A 20,399-nucleotide genomic window follows, 5' to 3' on the forward strand; every position below is an offset into this window, starting at 1 on the left:
TTCAATCGAGTCTGCCGGTGTCGGCCTTGGCGCGAATCAGGTCTAACAGCAGCATGTCGCGCGCAGCCTCGAGCTCGGCCACGCGCCGCGCGCCCAGTTCTGCGGCCACGCCCTCGGCCACCTTCTGCTTGAGTTCTTCCGTCATCGACGGCGCGCCCAGGTCCTTCCACCAGTCCTCGATCGGCCCGCCCAAGTGCGCGAGCACATGTTCGATGCCGCCCGCGCCGCCCGAAAGATGCAGGTTCATGAACGGCCCCATCACCGCCCAGCGCAGGCCGGGGCCGTGCGCAATGGCGGTGTCGATGTCGGCCACGCTCGCCACGCCCTCGTCGACCAGGTGGAAGGCCTCGCGCCAGAGCGCGGCCTGCAGCCGGTTCGCGATGTGGCCCTTGACCTCGCGCTTCACGTGGATCGGCCGCTTGCCGATGGCGGCGTAGAAGGCCATCGTGCGTTCGATGGCCTGGGCCGAGGTGCGCTCGCCGCCGACCACCTCCACCAGCGGGATCAGGTGCGGCGGGTTGAAGGGATGGCCCAGCACCACGCGTTCCGGATGCTTGCATTCGGCCTGCACCGCGCTGATCGCGAGCCCCGAGGAGCTCGACGCCAGGATCGCGTGGGCCGGCGCGGCCTCGTCCATGCGCCGGAACAGGCCGGTCTTGAAATCCAGCCGCTCGGGGCCGCTTTCCTGGACGAAGTCGGCTTGCACCACCGCGTCTTCGAGCCGCGCATGAAAGCGCAGCCGCCCGGCCGAGGCGCCGGTGGCCAGGCCGAAGCGCTCCAGCGTGGGCCAGTGCGCGGCCACGGCCGCGTGCAGCCGCGCCTCGGCACCGGGCGAGGGGTCGGTGGCCTCCACGTCGAGGCCGCGCGCGAGGAAGTAGGCGGCCCAGCTGGCGCCGATGACGCCGGTGGCAACCACCGCGACGCGTTTCGTGGCAATCGGTTCCATCTGCATCCCCTCAGGAGTCCGCCGTGAAGCCGATCTTCCTGACCAGCGGGCCCCAGCGCTCGGCCTCGGCGCGCTGCGAACGCGCCATCTCCTCGGCGGTGGAGCCCTGGGCGATCAGGCCGACCACGGCCAGGCTGTCGGTCACCACCTTTTCCTTGATGGCCGCGTTGATTGCTGCATTGGCCGATGCCACCACGCTCGCGGGCGTCCGGGCCGGCGCGTAGAAGCCGAACCATTCCTCGGTGGTCAGCTCGGCGAAGCCCTGCTCGGCAAAGGTCGGCACTTCGGGCGAGAAGGGCGAGCGCGCCTTGCCCGAGGTGGCGAGCAGCCGCAGCTTGCCGGCCTTGTGGTTGGGAATGAAATCGCCGCTGGGCGTGACCATGGCGGCGATCTGCCCGCCCACGACGTCGGTCACGCCGGGGATGGAGCCGCGGTAGGGCACGTGCTTGAGATCGACCCCGTGGTTGAGGCCCAGCAGCGCGCCGATGAAGTGCGGCGTCGAGCCGGCCGCGGGCGAGCCGTAGCTGGCCTGGTTCGGGTTGGCCTTGGCCCAGGCGAGGAAGTCTTTCACCGTGCGCACCTCGGGCGGCACCAGCGGGCCGACCGCGAGGCCGTGGTGCATGACGGCGGCGATCGACACCGGCGCGAAGTCCTTGCTGGGGTCGTAGCTGAGCTTGCTGTAGATGTGCGGATAGATCGAGGTGCACGAGAAGGGCGACAGCGCCAGCACGCTGCCGTCGGCCGGCGCGCTCCTGAGGCTTTCCAGCGCGATGCGCCCCCCGGCGCCCGGCTTGTTCTCGACCACGGCCGCGTTGCGGCAGTAGGCCGAGCCCGCGAGCTTTTCGCCCACGCGGCGCGCCACGCTGTCGCCGGCACTGCCGGCCGGGAAGCCGTAGTAGATCTTGACCTGCTCGAGCGCCTGGGCCAGCGCGGCCAGCGGCGAGAGGGCGCCCAGCGCAGTGGCTGCGCCGAGCGTGTGGAGGAAGTGGCGGCGGGTGTCCATGCGATGTCTCCTTGGGTTGTTCTTCAGCGCGGCGCGAACTCGGGGCGCGGGCCGCCTCTGCGCGGCAGGCCCATCATCTGCCTGGCTTCGGCCGGCGTGGCCACGTCCATGTCGAGTTCATGGATGACGCGCACGATACGTTCGGTGAGCTGCACGTTGGTGGCCAGCTCGCCATGGCGGACGTAGAGGTTGTCTTCCAGCCCCACGCGCGCATGGCCGCCCAGCAGCAGCGCCGCCACATTGGCTTCCAGCTGCGAGGGGCCGATGCCGCTCACGCCGAAGATGCTGCCGCGCGGCAGGGTGTCGACCATCATCTGCAGGAAGCGCGGCGAATACGGCATCGCGTTCTGGAAGTTGCGGTGCACGTTCATCACCAGGTTGATGAAGTAGGGCTCGTCGTCATGGCCCTCGTCGATCAGCGTGGTGGTGTCCTGCAGGATGTGCGTGGGGCTGAACACCTCCCACTCGGGCTTGATGCCGCGCGCCTTCATGCCGGCGGCGAGCTCGCGGCCGCGGGTGATGGGCGTGTCCATCAGGATCTGCCTGCCCTCGAAGCTCAGGTTGAGCGTGGTGGCGTCGAGCGTGCACATCTCGGCGCCCGCGTCCATGCCCTTGATGCGTTCTTCCCAGGCGATCTCCCAGCGATCGCCGGCCAGCGGCTTCACCATGTCGCCATGCACGCCGCCGCCGGTGGAGTTGTTGATGACGATGTCGCAGCCGGCGTTGCGGATGCGGCTGTTGATGTCGCGGTAGACGTCGGCGCTGCATGTGGCGCCGTCGTCGGGGCGGCGCGCATGGATGGCGGCCACGCTCGCGCCGGCGTTCCAGCAGCGCAGCACGTCGGCCGCGATCTCGTCGGGCTGGGTGGGAAGGTGGGGGGTCTGCGACTTGTGCGCCATGCCGCCGGTGGGGGCGATGGTCACGATCACTTTGCGCTTGGACGACGACATGCTCCGGGTCTCCTGGGGTGTCTTCTTTGGTGAGGGGCGCGCTATTATTTTTGGCGGCGCAGGCACACTCAGTCATTGCGACGACATTTGGGCTCAGGGTTTACGCACCCGGGCCCCAGGAGCTTTCATTTCATGGCCACGACGAAGCCGGCCTTCAAGGCGGCATCGCTGACGATTCCCCAGTTGCTGCAGCGCTCGGCCTGGTATCCGCTGCTCGACGAAGCGGCGCGCGAGCGCGTGCTCGACGAGATCCGCGAAGTCGACGTGGCGGCCGGCGCCGCGCTGTGCCGGCGCGGCGATACGCCGCTGCACTGGTACGGCACGCTCGAAGGCTTGCTCAAGTGGTCGATCACCTCGAGCGACGGCCGCTCGGTGACCTTCGGCGGGCTGTCGGTCGGCAGCTGGTTCGGCGAAGGCACGCTGCTGCGCGGCGCTCCGCGCTCGGCCGACGTCATTGCGCTGCGGCCCAGCCGCGTGGCCCAGTTGCCGCTGGAGACTTTCGAGTGGCTGCACCGCACGCAGCGCGGCTTCGATCACTTCCTGCTGCAGCAGCTCAACGAGCGGCTGCACTGGTTCATGGGCAACTACGCGGCGCACCGGCTGCTCGACGCCGACGGCCAGGTGGCGCGCGCGCTGGCGGGGCTGTTCCATCCATGGCTGTATCCGGGCAGCGAGCTGCACCTGCAGACCTCGCAGGAGGAGATCGCCAATCTTTCGGGCGTGTCGCGCCAGCGCTGCAATGCGGCGCTGAACCGGCTGAAGGAAGCGGGCTTTCTTCGCATCGAATACGGCGGCATCACCGTGATCGATCTCGAAGGGTTGCGGCGCTTCATCAGCGAATGAATGACTCGCTCCCTCTCCCCGTGGGGAGAGGGCGGGGGTGAGGGTGGCGGCCGTCATTCGAGCGCCGTGCTTCATTCATCGCACCTGCCCTCACCCCAACCCTCTCCCGCAGGCGGGAGAGGGAGCAAGAAGGCAACGCCCGCTCAGCGCGTGTGATAGGACGGCGCGCGCTCGTACACCGGCGTGTCGATGCCTTCCATGCGCGCCTTCAGCTGCAGCGCCAGGAACTGCGAGTAGTGACGCGACTGGTGCAGGTTGCCGCCGTGGAACCAGAGGTTCTCGACCTGCGTGGGCTTCCACATGTTGCGCAGCTCGCCCTCCCACGGACCCGGGTCCTTCGGCGTGCCGGAGCCCAGGCCCCAGCACTTGCCGACCTTGTCGGCGATCTCGGGCGAGATCAGGTCGGCCAGCCAGCCGTTCATCGAGCCGTAGCCGGTGGCGTACACCAGCAGGTCGGCCGGCAGCTCGGTGCCGTCGGTCAGCGTCACCGAGCGCTCGTTCACCTGCTCGATGTTCACGCCGCTTTTCAGGTGGATGCTGCCGTTGGCCACCAGCTCGGAGGCGCCCACGTCGATGTAGTAGCCCGAGCCGCGCCGCAGGTACTTCATGAAGAGCCCCGAGCCGTCGACGCCGAAGTCCAGCAGGAAGCCCGCCTTCTCGAGCCGCGCGTACAGGTCGGCATCGCGCTTCTTCATCTCCTCGTACACCGGGATGTGGAAGGTGTGCATGATCCTGTAGGGCACCGAGGCGAAGATCAGGTCGCCCTTGTGGTGGTCGATGCCGTTCTTCACGGCCTGCTCGGAGTAGAGCCCGCCCAGTGCCAGCTCCATCAGCGACTGCGACGGCGCAATGTGCGTGGACGAGCGCTGGACCATCGTCACGTCGGCGCCGTGCTCCCACAGAGCCGCGCAGATATCGTGCGCCGAGTTGTTCGAGCCCAGCACCACGCACTTCCTGCCGGCATAGGCCTCGGGCCCGGGATGCTGGCTCGAATGGTGCTGGTCTCCCTTGAAGTTCTCTGCGCCCGCGATCTTCGGCACGTTCGGGTAGCCCGAGACGCCGAGCGCGAACACCAGCTGCCTCGGCCGCAGCACCACCGGCTTGCCTTCGCGCTCGACCGTCACTTCCCAGCGCTGCGTGGCCTCGTCGAAGCGGGCCTTCCTCGCGTGGGTGGAACTCCAGTAGTTGAGCTCCATGATCTTGGTGTACATCTCGAGCCAGTCGCCGATCTTGTCCTTGGGCGCGAACACCGGCCAGTCGTCGGGAAAGGGCATGTAGGGCAGGTGGTCGTACCAGACCGGGTCGTGCAGGCACAGCGACTTGTAGCGCTTGCGCCAGGAGTCGCCGGCCTTCGCGTTGCGCTCCACGATGATGGTCGGCACGCCCAGCCGGCGCAGCCGCGCGCCCAGCGCGATGCCGCCCTGGCCGCCGCCGATGATCACCACCTCGGGCTGCTCGGTGTAGCCGAGCGCGGCCTCTTCGTCGCGGCGCTTCTCGAGCCAGTTCTTGCGGCCCTTGTGCACGCCGTGCTCCGCGCCCTTGATGCGGTTCGCGCCCGTCTTTTCCTCGAAGCCCTTGAGCTCGGTCATGGTGGTGAGCAGCGTCCAGGCCTTGCCGCCACGCAGCCGAAGGTGGCCGCGGCCGCGCGCCACGCGCGTCTCGAAAGTGAACCAGGCATCGACCACGCCGTCGGCCTCGGTCGCCTCGCCCTCGAGCGCAAAGGCCGCGGGCTGCGTGTCGGCCAGCCGCGCCTGCAGCATCGCGCGGATGGCATCGGCGCCTTCCTGCGTGCGGATGTTCCAGGTGAAGGCGACGAGGTCGCGCCAGTAGCTGTCGGCCTCGAACAGCGAGACGGCCACATCGGCGTCGCCGCGCGCGAGGGCGGCGGCAAAGTCGGCGAGCCAGGTGGCGGCGGCCCGGGTGGGGCCGGTGGTCGGGTCTGTCATTGCATGTCTCCGTGTGTCGTTGAACGAATCGAATCGCGGCGCGGCAAGGCGCACGCGGTGTTCCTGGCGCAGCTTTCGTGCCGCGTGACACGGGACGAAGAATCAAGGGGTTGGCGGCGGTTTTGTCGCAGGCGCTTGCCGCTGTCTCACCGAGACTGAGACAATGCATGAGAATTTGAACGACGTATAAAATTGGACGACGTTTAAATCCAAGGGCCCACACCGTGACAGAACCCGACCCCCCAGGCCGCCGCGAGCGCCGCCGCACCCAGACACTCGACCACGTGGCCTCCACCGCCATGCGCCTGTTCGAAGCCCAGGGCTACGACGCGACCACCATGGAGCAGATCGCGCAGCAGTCGGACGTGGCCAAGGGCACGCTCTACAACCACTTTCCGACCAAGGAAGCGATCCTGGCGCACTGGGTGCACCTCGAGCTCGTATCCGACGTGCAGCGGCTGCACGAGGCGGTCGATCCGAAGGCGGGCTTCGCGGTGCAGCTCGCCGGCCTGCTCGACGCGTCGGCCGAGTGGTCCGAGCGCTACCGGGCCTACCTGCTCGACTACTTCCGATTTCGCTTCCTCAACATCGAGAGCGAACTCGGCGGCGGCGACCGCAGCACGCCGCGCGACCTGTCGGGGCTGTTCGAGGCGCTGATCGCCGCCGCCCAGCAGGCGGGCACGCTGCGCACCGACGTGTCGGCCGCGCACCTCGCGAGCCTGCTGCATCACCTGTACTTCGGTGCGCTGATGCGCTGGCTCACGCTGCCCGGCCTCGTGCTGCGCGAGGAGTTTGCCGTGGTCGTCGAGCTCTTCGTCGCTGGCGCACGCGTGGCCCCGAAACCCCCTGCAAGGAGGCGCTCCTCATGAAACTCGCCGTGCTCACCTACGGCACCGAGGGCGACGCCCGGCCGCTCGCTGCGCTGTGCCGCGCGCTGGACGACGCGGGCCATGCGTCGGTGCTGCTGGCAGACGCGACCACGCTCGGCGCGGCTGAACGGCTCGGCGTTCGCTCGCAGGCGCTGGCCGGCGACATGCGCGAGGCGCTCGGCGGCGTCATCGCGCAGGGCGACAAGCCGGCCGCGGCCGCGAAGGCGCTCGCGGACATCGCCAATGCCAACGCCCTGGCTGCGCCAGACCGTCGAGACCGCGCAGGGCTGCGACGCGGTGGTCTGCGCGGGGCTCGCGGCCTTCGTGGGCCTGTCAGCGGCCGAGGCCCTGGGCGTGCCCGCCATCGGCGCTGGCATGTTTCCGCTCACGCCGACGGCCGCGTTCGCCTCGCCCTTCCTGCCGCCCGCGCGCGTGCCGCGCTTCCTGAACCGCGCGAGCCACCACCTCGTCAACGGGCTGCTCTGGCGCGCCTTCCGGCCGGCCGTGAATGCCGCGCGCGCCGAGGTCTGCGGCCTGCCGCCGCGGCGCCGCCTGTGGACCACGCACCCCGTGCTCTACGGCTACTCGCCGAGCCTGCTGCCGCGCCCGGCCGACTGGCCCGCCAACGCCGCGGTGTGCGGCCAGTGGCTCGCGCCCGCGCCCGACTGGCAGCCGCCGCCGGCGCTGCGCGACTTTCTCGCGGCCGGCGAGGCGCTCGTCTACATCGGCTTCGGCAGCATGACGGGTTTCGACCAGGCGCGTCTGCTTGCAGCCCTCGTCGAGGGCGTGGCCGGCCGGCGCGCGCTGCTGCATCCCGGATGGAGCGGCCTCGATGTGCAGCAGCTGCCGCCGAACTTCCACGCCATCGGCGACACGCCGCACGACTGGCTGTTTCCGCAGATGGCCCTGGTGGTGCACCACGGCGGCTCGGGTACCAGCCACTCGGCCGCGCGCGCGGGCGTGCCATCGGTGGTCGTGCCCTTCGCGGGTGACCAGGCGTTCTGGGCGCATCAGCTCGCGCAGGCGGGCGTGGCACCGCCCGCGGTGGCGGGCAGCCGGTTCGGCGCCGAGGACCTGGCGCGCGGCATCGCTTTCGCGCACGACCCGCAGGTGCGTGTGCGGGCCCGGGCGCTGGGCGAGCGGATGCGCGCGGAAGACGGCCTGGGCGCGGCCGTGCGCGCCATCGAGCAGATCCTGGCGCGCTGAAGCAGGTCAGCCGCGCTGCGGCGCCACGATGCCGAAGCGCTTCATGTGGCGGTACGCGGTGGCGCGGCTGATGCCGAGCGCCTGCGCGGCCCGCGCCACATGCCAGCGATGGCGCTGCAGCGCGTCGAGCAGGCGCGCGGCGTCGGCGGCGCTGTCGCCGTCGTCGGCCGGAGAGGGCGTGGCGCCGGAGGGGTCGAGCGACGGACGATGCGGCGCCAGGCGCAGCTCCTCGGACGTGATGCTGGCGCCCGTGCACAGTGCCAGCGCCAACCGCAGCACATTGCGCAACTCGCGCAGGTTGCCCGGCCAGTCGTGCGCCATCAGCCGCAGCATCGCGGCCTCCGACAGCCGCGCGGCCGAGTCCATCGCCGCGGCCTCTTCATTGAACATCGCCTCGATCAGGTAGCGCCGGTCGCGGCGCGCACGCAGCGGTGGCAGCTTGAGCACCGCGCCGCACAGGCGGTAGTACAGGTCTTCGCGGAAGCGCCCGGCCGCGACCAGCGCCGGCAGGTCGCGGTGCGTGGCCGCCACCACCGCAAGGTCCACGCGCTGCGGCGACTCCGCCCCCAGCGGCAGCACCTCGCCTTCGGACAGCACGCGCAGAAGCCGCGTCTGCAGCGCCATCGGCATGTCGCCGATCTCGTCGAGGAACAGCGTGCCGCGGTCGGCCTGCGCGATCAGCCCCTTCATGCCCTTGGCGCGGCCGCCGGTGAAGCTGCCGGGCGTGTAGCCGAAGAGCTCGCTCTCGATCAGCGAATCGGGAATGGCCGCGCAGTTCACCGCCACGAAGGGCATGGCCGCGCGGCGGCTCGCGCCGTGCATGGCGCGCGCCAGCACTTCCTTGCCGCTGCCGGTTTCGCCTTCGACCAGCACATGGATGCCGCGGTCCACCAGACGGCGCGCCTGCGCGAGAAGCTGCTGCATGGCCGGATCGTCGCCCGCGATGCGCGCGAGCGGCGGCAGGCGATCGGAAGGACGGGCCGTGTCCGGCGCGGGCGCTGCCGCCCGCCGCACGCGCGGCGCCAGCAGCGAGGCGTGGTATTCGCCGCCGCCCGGCAGCAGCACCGTGTGCGCGAAAGGCATGGCCGATGCGCCGCCGTTGCCCAGGCGCCAGATCGCGTCCATCGGCATGTGCAGCAGCTGCGCCACCTCGCGGCCCAGCAGGTTTTCGCCCAGGGCCTGCCGCGCACCGCTGTTGGCGCCGACCACCGTGCCGCCCTCGTCGAAGGCCAGCATCAGCTCGCCGGCCACGTCGACCAGCCCGTAGGCCGTGCCCAGCCGCAGGATCCAGTGGCCGCGGAAACTGCGCAGGAAATCGGCGTCTTCGATCATCCGCGCGTAGATCGACACCAGGTGCCGCACCAGGTGCTGGCTCTCCCGGGCCTCGGGCGAGCGCAGCGCCGAGACGTCGAGGATTGCCGTGAGCTTGCCGCTGTGGTCGAACAGCGGCGCCGTCGTGCAGGTCAGCGCGATGTGCGTGGCATCGAAGTGCTCGGTCTGGTGGCAGGTCATCGGCTGGCGCTCGACCAGGCAGGTGCCCACGCCGCAGGTGCCCGCATGGGCTTCGTTCCAGTCGGCGCCCAGGTAGAGGCCGGCGCGGCGCAGCTGGTCGTCCCAGGCCGGGTTGCCGATGTAGTCGACCGTGATGCCTTCGGCGTCGGTCAGCAGCACCATGTAGCCGAGGTCCGCCACGCGGCGGTAGATGTCTTCCATGCCGGCGCGCGCCGCGCGCAAGAAATGCTCGAGCTGCTGCTGGTGCGCGCGCAGCTCCTGCGCCGGCAGGATGCGCGCCGGGCTCGGCTTCGTCGGATCGAGCCCATGCTCGCGCACGCAGCGCGCCCACGACTTGTGGACCACGCTCGCCGCCGGATCGGCCAGCGCCGAGCCGGTGGCGATGGAGTAGACGTTGTCGATGTGACGCGATTGCAGGGAAGTCATGCTCAACCTTGCGGTGCGCACGGCCCCCGCGGGGATCCATGGGGCGTGCAGCCGCACATCATTCGGCGGCCGCATGGCCCGGGGTGAGAGGTGAAACCCGGTGGAACGGAGGTTTTACGCTCCCTCACACCGTGGGCATGCTGCTCACGCCGGTTTCGCACGGTCGGCCAGCCGCTTGCGGTATTCGGTGGTGGTCAGGCCCGCGAAGCCCCAGTCGTCGGTGTCGATCTCCTCGATCACGATGTGCGTCCATTCCGGCGGCTTCTTCAGCACCCGTTCGAGCGTTTCCGTGAACTCGGCGATGACCTGGGTTTTCTGTTCGCGCGTGACACCGTCGCGCGTGATCTTCAGATTGACGAAAGGCATGGCGTGCTCCTTACCACTTGCCGGAGCTCATGCCGCCGTCTACGGGCAGCACCACGCCGGTCGTGAAATCCGCGCTCGTGAGGTAGAGCACCGCATCAGCGATCTCGCGCACGGTCGCGATGCGGCCGGCGGGCGCCAGGCCGTTGAGGAAGCCGTGCTGCTCGGGCGTGTACAGCGGCGTGTCCACGATGCCGGGTGCCACCGCATTCACCTTGACGTTGTGCGGTGCGAGTTCGAGCGCCAGCGCGCGCGTCGCGGCATTGATGCCGCCCTTGATCAGCACCGGCAACGCAGCCGGCACCTGCTGGTTCGGCTGCAGCGCGATGCTGGCGGTGATGTTCACGATGTGGCCCTGCCGGCGCGCCACCATGTGCTTCGCTGCGGCCTGCGAGGCATAGACGAAGCCCTTGAGGTTCGTGGCCACCATTTGCTCGAGGTCGTCTTCGGTGTATTCGACGAAGGGCTTCGCGTTGAAGATGCCCGCGTTGTTGATGAGCACGTCGACCTGGCCGAAGCGTTCCACGGCGCGTTCGACCAGTTGCTGCGCAGTGTCGCGGCGGCCGATGTCGCCCGCGACGCCGAGAAGGCGCGCCGGGTTGCCGAGCTGCTTCGCGGCGGCTGCGAGCCGCTCTTCGGTGCGGGCATTCGCGACCACGTTGAAGCCGCGCTCGAGGTACGCCTGCGCAAGGCCCAGGCCGATGCCGCTCGAGGCACCGGTGATGACCACGGTGGGGGATGTGTTGTCCTGCATGTCGGTTCTCCAAGGAAGTTGATGAGGTGGGGAGAACTGTATTGATGACGTGGCAATAGATAAATCACTAGACTCGCACTTCACTTGATACGCGAGGTAATCAATCAATCCATGCAGCGGCAATTCGGCGACATCCTCCTGGGCAGCATCGAGTTGTTCTGCCTTGCTGCGGAGACCGGCGGCTTCACCTCGGCCGCACTTGCTGCCGGTGTGACGCCGGCGGCCGTGAGCCGCTCGATCTCTCGGCTCGAGAAGCGGCTGGGTTTGCGGCTTTTCGTGCGCACCACGCGCAGCGTGCGGCTCACCGACGCGGGCCGCTCCTACTTTGCGCAGTGCCGCCAGGCGCTGGCGCAGCTTGCCGAGGCCGAGCGCGAGGTGATGGGCCAGCAGGCGCTGCCTTCGGGCATGCTGCGCATCAGCGTGCCGACCACCTACGGCCACCACCGCATCCTGCCCTTGCTGCCGGCGTTTCGCGAACGCTTTCCCGACATCCGGCTGCACGTGCACCTGAGCAACCGCAACATCGATTTCGTGGAAGAGGGCTACGACATGGCCGTGCGCGTGCGGGCCCAGCCCGATTCCACGCTGATCGCGCGGCACCTCGAGGATGCGGATCTTGTCGTGGTCGCCACGCGCAAATACCTGAGGAGGGCCGGCACGCCGCGCACGCTGGACGATCTTGCGGCGCACGAGTGCATCCAGTTCGAGCTGCCCAGCAGCGGCCGCCGCATTTCGTGGCTCTTCAAGGAGAACGGCAAGGACCGCGAAGTCTTCGCGGACGGCGCCTACAGCTGCTCCGACGACGTCCTTGGCGGCGTCACGCTCGCGAAAAGCAGCGCCGGGTTGTTCCAGACCTACCGCTTCGTCGTGGAGAAGGAACTGGCCGACGGCTCGCTCGTCGAGGTGCTCAAACCCTTCGCGGGCTGTTCGCGGCCCTACACGCTGCTGTACCCAGACGGACGCCACGTGCCGCTGCGCATGCGGGTGTTCATCGACTTCCTGATGGCGCAGCGCGGCGCGTGACGCCCGCCGGCGTCAGCGGCAGGCGAAGCTCGCCGCCGCCTTCACATCGCCGCCCGTGTAGGCGATCTTTTTCGGATAGGTGCAAAGCGGCCGCGCAAGCGACTTGTCGGCGTTCTGCAGCACCAGGTTGTCGGGTGCAATGCCTTTCTCGACCCAGTCCGTGAGGGCCGAGAACAGCTGGTCGGACGCCGGCAGCGGCGGGTTGGCCGCGGGGCTCACGCCGGCGAGCCCGTTGACCGAGCCGACGCCTACGCAGTGGCCCATCGCCGGGATTTCGAGATAGCGGTAGAACTTCTGCGTGGCCTCGATGCCGCCCATCGTCTTGGCCACGCGCTCGTAGTAGTTCGCCGTGCCGGAGCTGGCGATCAGCTGGTCGGCCAGGCCGTGATAGGTCAGCAGCTTAGCGCCGCGGTCGCGGAACCTGGCGAGGTCGGGGTTGTCGGCGTTGATGCCCGCGAACGCGGATTGCAGCGCCTTGCCGCGATCGCTGGCATTGGCCAGTTGGGCGTACGACAGGCCCTTCCAGTTGTTCGCGCCGTTGCCGGTTGCGTTCACGAAGTCGGGCGTTGCGATCGTCGGGTCCTGCAGGTTCAGGGCCACCTGGTGCGCCGCGATCGGAAACGGATGGGGCGTGCCCGCCGTGGAGTCCGCCAGCGAGAATCCCGGCGCGCCGGGGCTGTTGAGCGAGGTGCCGCGCGTGAGGCCGTACCAGAGCTGGCCCGGCGCCAGCGTGGCGCCGTAGCCGATGTCGCTCGCGGGAGCGGGCGCGCTGCCGTCGCGCGTCTGGCCGTACCAGATCTTGTTGACGGCCTGTGCCTGCACGGTGCTCAGGCAGGCCGCGGTGGCGTTGGTGCCGCCGCTGCCGATGCACAGCACCGCCTTGTCCTGCACGGGGTCGTACTTGCAGGCGGCCGGGTCGCTGATGAAGCCTTCGTGCTGGCCAGTGAGCGTACTGTCGCAAGCGCTCACCGCGGCGGACGACACCAGCGCGAGCTGCTCGGCCGCGAGCGGCGTGCCGCCCAGGTCGCGCTGCATCACGATCTGCGGATAGAGCTCGGAGGTGATGAAGGTGGTCCAGTTGATGGCGCTGTTGCCCGCCAGGATGCCGTCGAAGTCGCCGGGGTTCACCTGCGCCTGCATGTGGCCCTGGCGGCCGCCGGTGGAGCAGCCGTCCCAATAGGCGTACTGCGCGTCGCGCTGGTAGAAGCCGGATGCGAGCGCCTTGGCCTTCACGGCCATCTCGTGGATGCCGCGGCTCGCGAAGTCGGTCCAGAGCGTGGTGTTGACGGTGCCGTCGGGGTTCATGGCGAACGAGCCGTCCACCGCGGGCACGGGCAATTTCGATGCATGCCCCGCATCGGTCACTGCACTCACCGATCCTTGGCCCGCCGCAATGGCCGCCGCACCGGCACCGCCGATCTGCGTCCTGGAGCTGATGCCCGCATCGCCCACAAAGCCGCCGCCGCCCAGCACGCGCAGGCGGTTGTTCCATTTGGCTGCCGCCGGCAGCCATACCTCGATGCCGATGCCGGGCGAGGTGGACGGCGCATCGGCCGGTCCCGCATGGCCCGGCCCCACGTTGAGCTTGACCATGCACACGTCGCTGGCCGCCACGGTGCCCGATGCCTTGCCGTCGAGGTTCAGGTCATCGCCCTGCTTGAACTGCTTCACCACCGTGACGGTGGTGTTTGCGTCGGGCTTGAAGGCGGTCTTCAGGCTTTCGTCGCATGCGAGCGCGCTCGATGTGCCGGGCGTGGAGGGCGGCGGCACCACGGGAAGGAAAGGCAGCGAAGCGCCCGAAGAGCCGCTGCCGCCGCAGGCCGCGAGCGTTGCAAGAGTGCCGATGCCCAGGCAGGCGGCGGCCAGCCGCGCGGCGATGGCGGTGCGCGATGCGGTGCGCGTGCGGCGTTGAGGACGAGGCATGGCGGGATCTCCGGTTGTTGTATGGAGATCGAATTTGCCCTTCGCCTGCGTTCCGGTCTATCGACAAGCGATCATCGCTTGCGGGATCCATTCACCTCGCACGAGGACTTACCCGAGCCGTGCGCGCGCGGGCGTGGTGCCCACCAGTTGCTTGAACACCTGCGTGAAATGCGCCTGGCTCGAGAAGCCGACGGCATGTGCGATCTCGGCGAGCGACAACCGGCCCTCCAGCAGCGCAAGCGAATGGCGCACCCGCTGCTCCATCACATAGCGGTAGGGCGTCGAGCCGGTGCTGGCCCTGAAAAGACGCGTGAAGTGCACCGCACTCATGTTCAGTTCGGCCGCGAGCTGGTCGATGCCGAAGTCTTCGCCCAGGTGCTCCATCACCCAGTCGTAGACCTTGCGCAGGTCCGCCTGCGAGAGCCGCCCCGGCGCGCGCCTTGCGTTGCCCGCACCGCCGTAGCGGTTCTGCAGGTAGCTCACCAGCGCCATGGACAGGCCCTGCGCGTGCATGCGGCCCGAAGTGCAGCCGCGCTCCACCTCGTCGCGCATGGCGATGGCGAGCGAGGTCAGGGTGGCGTCGGTGGTCGAGAGATGGGTCTGCAGGCGCAGCTCGCCGTCGCCCTCGGGCATCAGGCTGCGCAGGGTCTCGGGGCGGATCTCCAGCGCAATCACTTCGACGGACTGGCCGGAGTACGTCACGCGATCGACCTCGTATCCCTTGTCGAAGATGCACACGCTGCCGGGCCGGGTCTCGATGTGGCTGCTACGGCGCCCCCTGGTCATCACGGACTTCGCATGACCGCGCATGCAGAAGGCGAGCAGCGGGTGGGGGTTGTAGCAGGCCGGGTTTTCGCCGTCGCCGTGCATGGCGCGCACCTCCAGCGCGAAGCCCTGCCACGGCGTGGCGGCCGCGTTCATCAGCATCCTGCCGTCGAAGCGCACGGGCTTGCCCGAGAGGTCGAGGAGGTTGATCTCTCGCGCCACCGCCATGCTCTCCTGCTACATCCGTTCTACACGCCCAGCAGTTCCTCGAGCGCCTGCGGCTCGGCCAGCAGGTCCGCCGATGCGCCGTGCCGCACGATCTGCCCCTTCTCCATCACCACCGCCAGGTCGGTGTGCGCGAGCACCTTGCGGTAGTCGCGGTCCACGATCAGCGTGGCGATGCCGGTCGCGCGGATCTCGCCGATCACGCGCCAGATCTCGGCCACGATCAGCGGCGCGAGGCCCTCGGTGGCCTCGTCGAGGATCAGCAGGCGCGGGTTGGTCATGAGCGCGCGGCCGATCGAGAGCATCTGCTGCTCGCCGCCCGAGAGCTGCTGGCCGCCGTGCGAGAGCCGTTCGGCCAGCCGCGGGAAGGTGGCCATCACGCGGTCGAAGGTCCAGGCGCGCCGGCCGTCGATGCCCGCGCGCTCGCTCATCACGAGGTTCTCGCGCACCGAGAGATTCGGAAAGATGCCGCGGCCTTCGGGCACGTAGCCGATGCCGAGGCGCGCCATCTTCTCGGGCGGCCAGCCGGTGACGGTGCGGCCATCGACCTGCACCTCGCCCGAAGCGGGTCGCACATAGCCCATGACCGTGCGGATCAGCGTGGTCTTGCCCATGCCGTTGCGCCCGAGCAGGCCGACCGAGGTGGCGGCCGGAATGCCGGCATGCACGCCGCGCAGGATGTGGCTGTTGCCGTAGTAGGTGTTGAGATCGCGGACGACGAGCATGTCAGTGATCCTCTCCAAGATAGGCGGTGCGGACTTCGGGGTTCTCGCGGATCGATTTCGGATCGCCGGTGGCAATGACCGTGCCGTTCACCATCACCGTGATGCGGTCCGCAATGCGGAACACCGCATCCATGTCGTGCTCCACCAGCAGGATCGCGTGCGTGGCCTTCAGCCGCGCGAGCAGCGTGAGCATGCGGTCGGTTTCCTCGGCGCCCATGCCCGCGAGCGGCTCGTCGAGCAGCAGCACGCGCGGCTTGGTGGCCAGGCACATCGCCACTTCGAGCTGGCGCTGCGCACCGTGGCTCAGCGTGCCGGCGATGCGCAGCGCTTCGTTCGACAGGCCCGCGGCCTCGAGCGCCGCGTCGGCCGCCGCATTGCTGGCCGCGCAGCGCCCGGACGACTGCCACACGGTCCAGGGCCGCGCCGTGGCGGCCTGCGCCGCGAGCCGGCAGTTCTCGTGCACGCTGAACTCCGGGAAGATGGTGGTGCGCTGGTAGCTGCGTCCCACGCCGGCACGCGCGCGGCGCCACTGCGCGCGCCGCGTGATGTCGACGCCGTCGAGCGCGATGCGGCCCTCGGAGGCCTCGATCTCGCCCGAGAGCATGTTGATGAGCGTCGACTTGCCCGCGCCATTGGTGCCGATCACCGCATGGACTTCGCCCACGTGCAGGTCGAGCGTGATGGCATTGACGGCTGTGAGGCCGCCGAAGCGGCGGGTGAGGCCTTCGACGGAAAGCAGTGCGGTCATGGTGTTGCTCCTTCCCCTTCCGGGGGAAGGTGGGGATGGGGGCGTGCGGCCTTCGAGGCTGCGCGGCGCTGGAGGCCGCGTGCCCCCACCCCGGCCCTCCCCCGGGAGGGGAGGGAGAAAGAGGGAATGCAGGGGCCGGTCATGCAGCCCCCTTCGGCGACAGCCGCTTCGCCAGGCCGATCAGCCCCTTGGGCAGCCACGCCACGAACACGATGATCGCGATGCCCAGCGTCAGCTGCCAGTGGTCCGCGAGCGGCCCCATCACCGCGTGCGTGGAGAAGATTTCCTTCAGCAGCGTGAACGCGATGGCGCCGATGACCGCGCCGCGCAGGTGGCCGAGGCCGCCGAGGATCACCATCAGCAGCACCTCGCCCGAGTTGTGCCAGGCCATCAGCTCGGGGTTGACCACGCCGTCGCGCGAGGCCAGCAGAAAGCCCGCGAGCCCGGCCAGCGCACCCGCCAGCACGAAGGCCGCGAGCTTGTAGCCGTACACCGGAAAGCCCGCCGCGCGCATGCGCTGCTCGTTCACGCGGATGCCCGCGAGCGCCGCGCCGAAGCGCGAGCGCCGCACCAGCGCCAGGAGGCCGTAGGTGAACACCAGCGATGCGAGCACGATGTAGAACAGCACCATGCGGTTCTCCATGTCGAGCTTGCCGATGGCGGGCCGCACGTACATGTAGATGCCGTCGCTGCCGCCGCCCACCTTGGTGTCGTGGAACACGAAAAAAGCCATCTGCGCGAAGGCCAGCGTCACCATGATGAAGTACACGCCGCGCGTGCGCAGGCTCAGCGCGCCTACGAACAATGCGTAGAGCGCCGCCGCGCCCATGGCCAGCGGCAGCAGCAGCGCGAGGTTGCCGCCCTCGCTGCCCGAGGCCAGCACCGTGACGTAGGCGCCGATGCCGTAGAACGCCGCATGGCCCAGGCTCACGAGCCCCGTCATGCCGACCAGCAGCTCCAGGCTCAGCGCGAAGATCGACAGGATCATCACCTTGACGACGAAGTCCGAGACGTAGTTGCCCATGAGCGGGCCGAGCACGCCGATGGCAATGGCGCAGGCCACCGGCACGAGGAACGCGCCGCGCCGCATGGAAGAAGTGTGGGCCTGCGTCATGGCCGCCTCCCCATCAGCCCTTCGGGTTTCCAGATCAGCACGATGGCCATCAGCAGATAGATGCCGATGCCGCTCAGGTCCGCGAAGAACACCTTGCCGAAGGTGTCGACGAAGCCCACCAGCAGCGAGGCCACGAGCGCGCCCGTGATCGAGCCGATGCCGCCGATCACCACCAGCACGAAGCAGATGATGAGCACGCTTGCGCCCATGTTGGGATACACCGAGGACATCGGCGCCGCGATCATTCCGGCCAGCGCCGCGAGCGCCACGCCGGCCGCAAACACGATGCGGTAGAGCCGTTTCACGTCGATGCCCAGGCCCCGCACCATGTCGCGGTTGCTCGCGCCGGCGCGGATCATCATGCCCAGCCGCGTGCGGTTGACCACCCAGTACAGCGCCACCGCCAGCACGATGCAGGCGGCCGAGGCGAAGAGCCGGTACCACGGATAGCTCATGACGTTGCCGAGCGCAAAGCTGCCGTCCAGCCAGGCCGGCACCTTCACGCCGTGCACGTCGTTGCCCACGAGAATGGAGCGCAGCTCCTCGAACACCAGGATGAGCCCGTAGGTCATCAGCACCTGCTGCAGGTGGTCGCGCTGGTAGAGGTAGCTGAAGAAGGCCCATTCGAGCAGGTAGCCGAAGATCGCCGCCAGCACCACGCCGGCCACCAGCATCAGCAAGAACTGGTCGCCGAACAGCGGCGAGAGCGCGAACGCCATGTACGCGCCGATCATGTAGAAGCTGCCGTGCGCAAGGTTGATCACGCCCATGATCCCGAAGATCAGCGTGAGCCCCGAGGCCACCAGGAACAGAAGAAGTCCGTACTGAACCGAGTTCAGGCACTGGACAAGGAAGGTGCCGAAATCCACGTTAGGTCATCCCGGTAGTGGCTTGAAGAAAGAGCGTGGCGCGCAGCGCCCGCGATGTTCGTGAGACACCGCGGAACCGGCTTCGCCGGGCCGCCGGTGTCGCCCCCTCGAGGGGGAGTCGAGCTACACGCAGTGAGCGAGGGACGGGGGTGGGCTACATCCGGCAGCCGCGGGCCGGGTCTGCAAGGCCCTTGATCGCGGTGCTCACCAGCTTGTTCTCCTTGCCTTCCACCTTGCGCAGGTAGATGTCCTGCACCGGGTTGTGCGACTTGCTCATGGTGAACGTGCCGCGCGGGCTGTCGATCTTGGCCTTCTCGATGGCGGCGGTGAACTCGGCCTTCTTGCCGATGTCGCCCTTGGTGGCAGCCAGGCCCACGCCCAGCATCTGCGCCGCGTCGTAGCCCTGCACGGCATACACGTCGGGCTGCAGCTTGAAGGCCTTGGCGTAGCCGACGCGGAAGGCGTTGTCGCGTGCGGTGTTGAGGCCGTCGGCGTAGTGCAGCGTGGTCAGCATGCCTTGGGCGGCCTCGCCCTGGGCGTCCAAGGTGCCGTCGGTCAAAAAGCCCGGGCCGTAGAGCGGAATGGTCTTGCTCAGGCCCGCGGCCTGGTAGTCCTTGACGAACTTCACCGCGCCGCCGCCCGCGAAGAAGGCATACACCGCATCGGGCTTGGCCGCCGCGATCTCGGTCAGGAGCGCCTGGAACTCGACGTTCGGAAAGGGCAGCGTGAGCTGCTTGTCGACCTTGCCGCCGTTCTTCTCGAAGCCTTCTTTGAAACCGTTGACCGACTCGTCGCCCGCCGCGTACTTCCAGGTGATGGTCATCGCCTTCTTCTTGCCCTGCTGCTTGGCCGCCACTTCGCCCATCGCGAAGGCCGGCTGCCAGTTGCTGAACGAACTGCGGAAGATGTTGGGCGCGCACATCGGGCCCGTGACCGCGTCGGCGCCCGCGTTCGGCACGATCAGCACGGTGCCGCTTTCCTTGGCGGCCTTGGCCATGGCCATGGCGACGCCCGAGTGCACGGTGCCGACGATCACGTCGACGTTGTCGCGCTTGATCAGCTTGTTGACGTTGTCGGTGGCCTTGGCCGGGTCGGACTCGTCGTCGACCTTGAAGTATTCGATCTCGCGGCCGGCGAGCTTGCCGCCGTGCTCGTCGACATAGAGCTTGAAGCCGTTCTCGATGGCCACGCCCAGCGCGGTGTAGGTGCCGCTGTAGGGCAGCATCAGGCCGACCTTGAGCTTGGCCGAACCCTGCGCGCCGGCGGCGCTGGCCAGGGCGGCGAAGGCGATGGCCGTGAGGGCCAGGCGGGCAGTGCGAATGGTCATGGTGTTTGTCTCCTGTTGTTGGTGATGAAAGCGGTGGCCGCGACGATGACACGATCCGGCTGATCGCGATGCGGGGAATGCCCGCATTCCGGGATTTCGAGCAGCTCGCATCCCCTGACGCGCGCCGCGATGCCGTGGATCTGCGCGAGCGTGCCGTACTCGTCGCCCGTGCCCTGGATGGCGAGGACGGGGCAGCGGATGGCGTGGAGCTCGGCCTCGATGTTCCATTCGCGGAAGGGCGGATGCAGCCAGATGCGGTTCCAGCCCCAGAAGGCCGAGTCGGCGCTGTCGTGGTAGCGGCCGAGCTTCGCCGGCAGGTCGGTCGAGAGATACGCGGTGCGGGCCTGCTCGATGTTCGCGACGGTCACGTCTTCCACGAAGATGTGCGGCGCGAGCACCACGAGGCCGCTGACGCGGTCCGCAAAGCGCGAGGCATACAGCAGCGAGATCGAGCCGCCGTCGCTGTGGCCGAAGAGCCAGGGTTTCTCGTCGTCGAGCTTCAGTGCGGTGAAGAGCGCGGGCAGCACCTCGTGTGCCTGGCGGTGCATGAAGTCGACGTCCCAGATCTCGTCGTCTGCGCGCGGCGTCGAGCGGCCGTAGCCGGGGCGCGAGAACACGAGGCCGCGGGCGTTGGCGGCTTCACAGACCCGGGTGGGGAAGTCCTTCCACATCGCGATGGAGCCGAGGCCTTCGTGCAGGAAGACGATGAGCGGGGCATCGGTGCGCTCGGGGGCGATCCATTGGCATTCGATGCGCACGGGGTGGCCGCGCCAGGAGATGGTGGCGAAGTCGGGAGTCATGGCTGTTGCTCCCTCTCCCTCTGGGAGAGGGCGGGGGTGAGGGCCAGCGGCGCTGGCGAAGG

Annotated in this window: 18 protein-coding genes and 1 pseudogene; 4 read left to right on the plus strand and 15 right to left on the minus strand. The window is 68.9% G+C overall.

Annotation, left to right across the window (positions count from 1 at the left end; translation table 11 throughout):
* Position 1 precedes the first annotated feature (1 nt).
* The 3 genes from ACAM58_RS00980 to ACAM58_RS00990 are packed head-to-tail and all read right to left on the minus strand — an operon-like array spanning position 2 to position 2,899.
* Entirely contained in the window at positions 2–946 is a 945-nt protein-coding gene (locus ACAM58_RS00980) for a 3-hydroxyacyl-CoA dehydrogenase NAD-binding domain-containing protein (RefSeq protein ID WP_369663902.1), read from the minus strand.
* 10 nt (positions 947–956) lie between these two features.
* Positions 957–1,949 (minus strand): Bug family tripartite tricarboxylate transporter substrate binding protein, encoded by a 993-nt coding sequence (locus ACAM58_RS00985; RefSeq protein ID WP_307593169.1) that lies wholly within the window; start codon positions 1,947–1,949, stop codon positions 957–959.
* A 23-nt stretch (positions 1,950–1,972) separates the two neighbouring features.
* Entirely contained in the window at positions 1,973–2,899 is a 927-nt protein-coding gene (locus ACAM58_RS00990) for a 3-keto-5-aminohexanoate cleavage protein (RefSeq protein ID WP_369663903.1), read from the minus strand.
* A 132-nt stretch (positions 2,900–3,031) separates the two neighbouring features.
* Between ACAM58_RS00990 and ACAM58_RS00995 the strand changes: the two genes are divergently transcribed.
* Complete coding sequence (locus ACAM58_RS00995; protein ID WP_307593167.1) at positions 3,032–3,742, plus strand: Crp/Fnr family transcriptional regulator; 711 nt, start codon at positions 3,032–3,034, stop codon at positions 3,740–3,742.
* 143 nt (positions 3,743–3,885) lie between these two features.
* On the opposite strand, the gene ACAM58_RS01000 is transcribed toward ACAM58_RS00995, so the two are convergent.
* Positions 3,886–5,688: an NAD(P)/FAD-dependent oxidoreductase gene (locus ACAM58_RS01000; protein WP_307593166.1), complete on the minus strand. Its 1,803-nt coding sequence runs from the start codon at positions 5,686–5,688 to the stop codon at positions 3,886–3,888.
* 224 nt (positions 5,689–5,912) lie between these two features.
* Between ACAM58_RS01000 and ACAM58_RS01005 the strand changes: the two genes are divergently transcribed.
* Positions 5,913–6,557 carry a TetR/AcrR family transcriptional regulator gene (locus ACAM58_RS01005; protein ID WP_307593165.1) on the plus strand — a complete coding sequence of 215 codons (645 nt, stop codon included), beginning with the start codon at positions 5,913–5,915 and terminating at the stop codon, positions 6,555–6,557.
* A pseudogene (locus ACAM58_RS01010) lies at positions 6,554–7,763 on the plus strand (glycosyltransferase). The gene ACAM58_RS01005 and the pseudogene ACAM58_RS01010 overlap by 4 nt, the downstream one beginning before the upstream one ends.
* A gap of 6 nt (positions 7,764–7,769) precedes the next feature.
* Here the strand turns inward: ACAM58_RS01010 and ACAM58_RS01015 are convergent.
* The 3 genes from ACAM58_RS01015 to ACAM58_RS01025 form a co-directional block, all read right to left on the minus strand.
* Entirely contained in the window at positions 7,770–9,701 is a 1,932-nt protein-coding gene (locus ACAM58_RS01015) for a sigma-54-dependent Fis family transcriptional regulator (RefSeq protein ID WP_307593164.1), read from the minus strand.
* A 144-nt stretch (positions 9,702–9,845) separates the two neighbouring features.
* Positions 9,846–10,067 carry a 4-oxalocrotonate tautomerase family protein gene (locus tag ACAM58_RS01020; protein WP_012745243.1) on the minus strand — a complete coding sequence of 74 codons (222 nt, stop codon included), beginning with the start codon at positions 10,065–10,067 and terminating at the stop codon, positions 9,846–9,848.
* 10 nt (positions 10,068–10,077) lie between these two features.
* Positions 10,078–10,818, minus strand: a complete 741-nt coding sequence (locus ACAM58_RS01025; protein WP_012745244.1) for an SDR family NAD(P)-dependent oxidoreductase — start codon at positions 10,816–10,818, stop codon at positions 10,078–10,080.
* A 111-nt stretch (positions 10,819–10,929) separates the two neighbouring features.
* Here ACAM58_RS01025 and ACAM58_RS01030 point away from each other — a divergent pair, with 111 nt between their 5' ends.
* Positions 10,930–11,841 (plus strand): LysR family transcriptional regulator, encoded by a 912-nt coding sequence (locus tag ACAM58_RS01030; protein WP_012745245.1) that lies wholly within the window; start codon positions 10,930–10,932, stop codon positions 11,839–11,841.
* A gap of 12 nt (positions 11,842–11,853) precedes the next feature.
* Here ACAM58_RS01030 and ACAM58_RS01035 read toward each other — a convergent pair whose 3' ends face one another.
* From ACAM58_RS01035 to ACAM58_RS01070, 8 genes are all read right to left on the minus strand, one after another.
* The gene (locus ACAM58_RS01035) at positions 11,854–13,764 is read right to left on the minus strand and encodes a tannase/feruloyl esterase family alpha/beta hydrolase (RefSeq protein ID WP_307593162.1); all 1,911 of its coding nucleotides are present in this window, start codon (positions 13,762–13,764) and stop codon (positions 11,854–11,856) included.
* Between the two features lie 108 nt (positions 13,765–13,872).
* Complete coding sequence (locus tag ACAM58_RS01040) at positions 13,873–14,757, minus strand: helix-turn-helix domain-containing protein (RefSeq protein WP_307593161.1); 885 nt, start codon at positions 14,755–14,757, stop codon at positions 13,873–13,875.
* Between the two features lie 20 nt (positions 14,758–14,777).
* Entirely contained in the window at positions 14,778–15,479 is a 702-nt protein-coding gene (locus tag ACAM58_RS01045) for an ABC transporter ATP-binding protein (RefSeq protein WP_018903360.1), read from the minus strand.
* A 1-nt stretch (position 15,480) separates the two neighbouring features.
* Positions 15,481–16,227, minus strand: coding sequence for an ABC transporter ATP-binding protein (locus ACAM58_RS01050; protein WP_018903359.1), 747 nt, complete (start codon positions 16,225–16,227; stop codon positions 15,481–15,483).
* A 139-nt stretch (positions 16,228–16,366) separates the two neighbouring features.
* Positions 16,367–17,341, minus strand: coding sequence for a branched-chain amino acid ABC transporter permease (locus tag ACAM58_RS01055; RefSeq protein WP_307593160.1), 975 nt, complete (start codon positions 17,339–17,341; stop codon positions 16,367–16,369).
* Positions 17,338–18,210 carry a branched-chain amino acid ABC transporter permease gene (locus ACAM58_RS01060; protein ID WP_307593159.1) on the minus strand — a complete coding sequence of 291 codons (873 nt, stop codon included), beginning with the start codon at positions 18,208–18,210 and terminating at the stop codon, positions 17,338–17,340. Before ACAM58_RS01060 ends, ACAM58_RS01055 begins: the two co-directional genes overlap by 4 nt.
* A gap of 154 nt (positions 18,211–18,364) precedes the next feature.
* Positions 18,365–19,537 (minus strand): ABC transporter substrate-binding protein, encoded by a 1,173-nt coding sequence (locus ACAM58_RS01065; protein WP_307593158.1) that lies wholly within the window; start codon positions 19,535–19,537, stop codon positions 18,365–18,367.
* A complete protein-coding gene (locus ACAM58_RS01070; protein ID WP_307593157.1) occupies positions 19,534–20,337 on the minus strand; it encodes an alpha/beta fold hydrolase in 804 nt (267 codons plus the stop codon). Before ACAM58_RS01070 ends, ACAM58_RS01065 begins: the two co-directional genes overlap by 4 nt.
* Between the last annotated feature and the right edge of the window lie 62 nt (positions 20,338–20,399).

Source organism: Variovorax sp. V116 (assembly GCF_041154435.1).
Taxonomy (GTDB): Bacteria; Pseudomonadota; Gammaproteobacteria; order Burkholderiales; family Burkholderiaceae_C; genus Variovorax; species Variovorax paradoxus.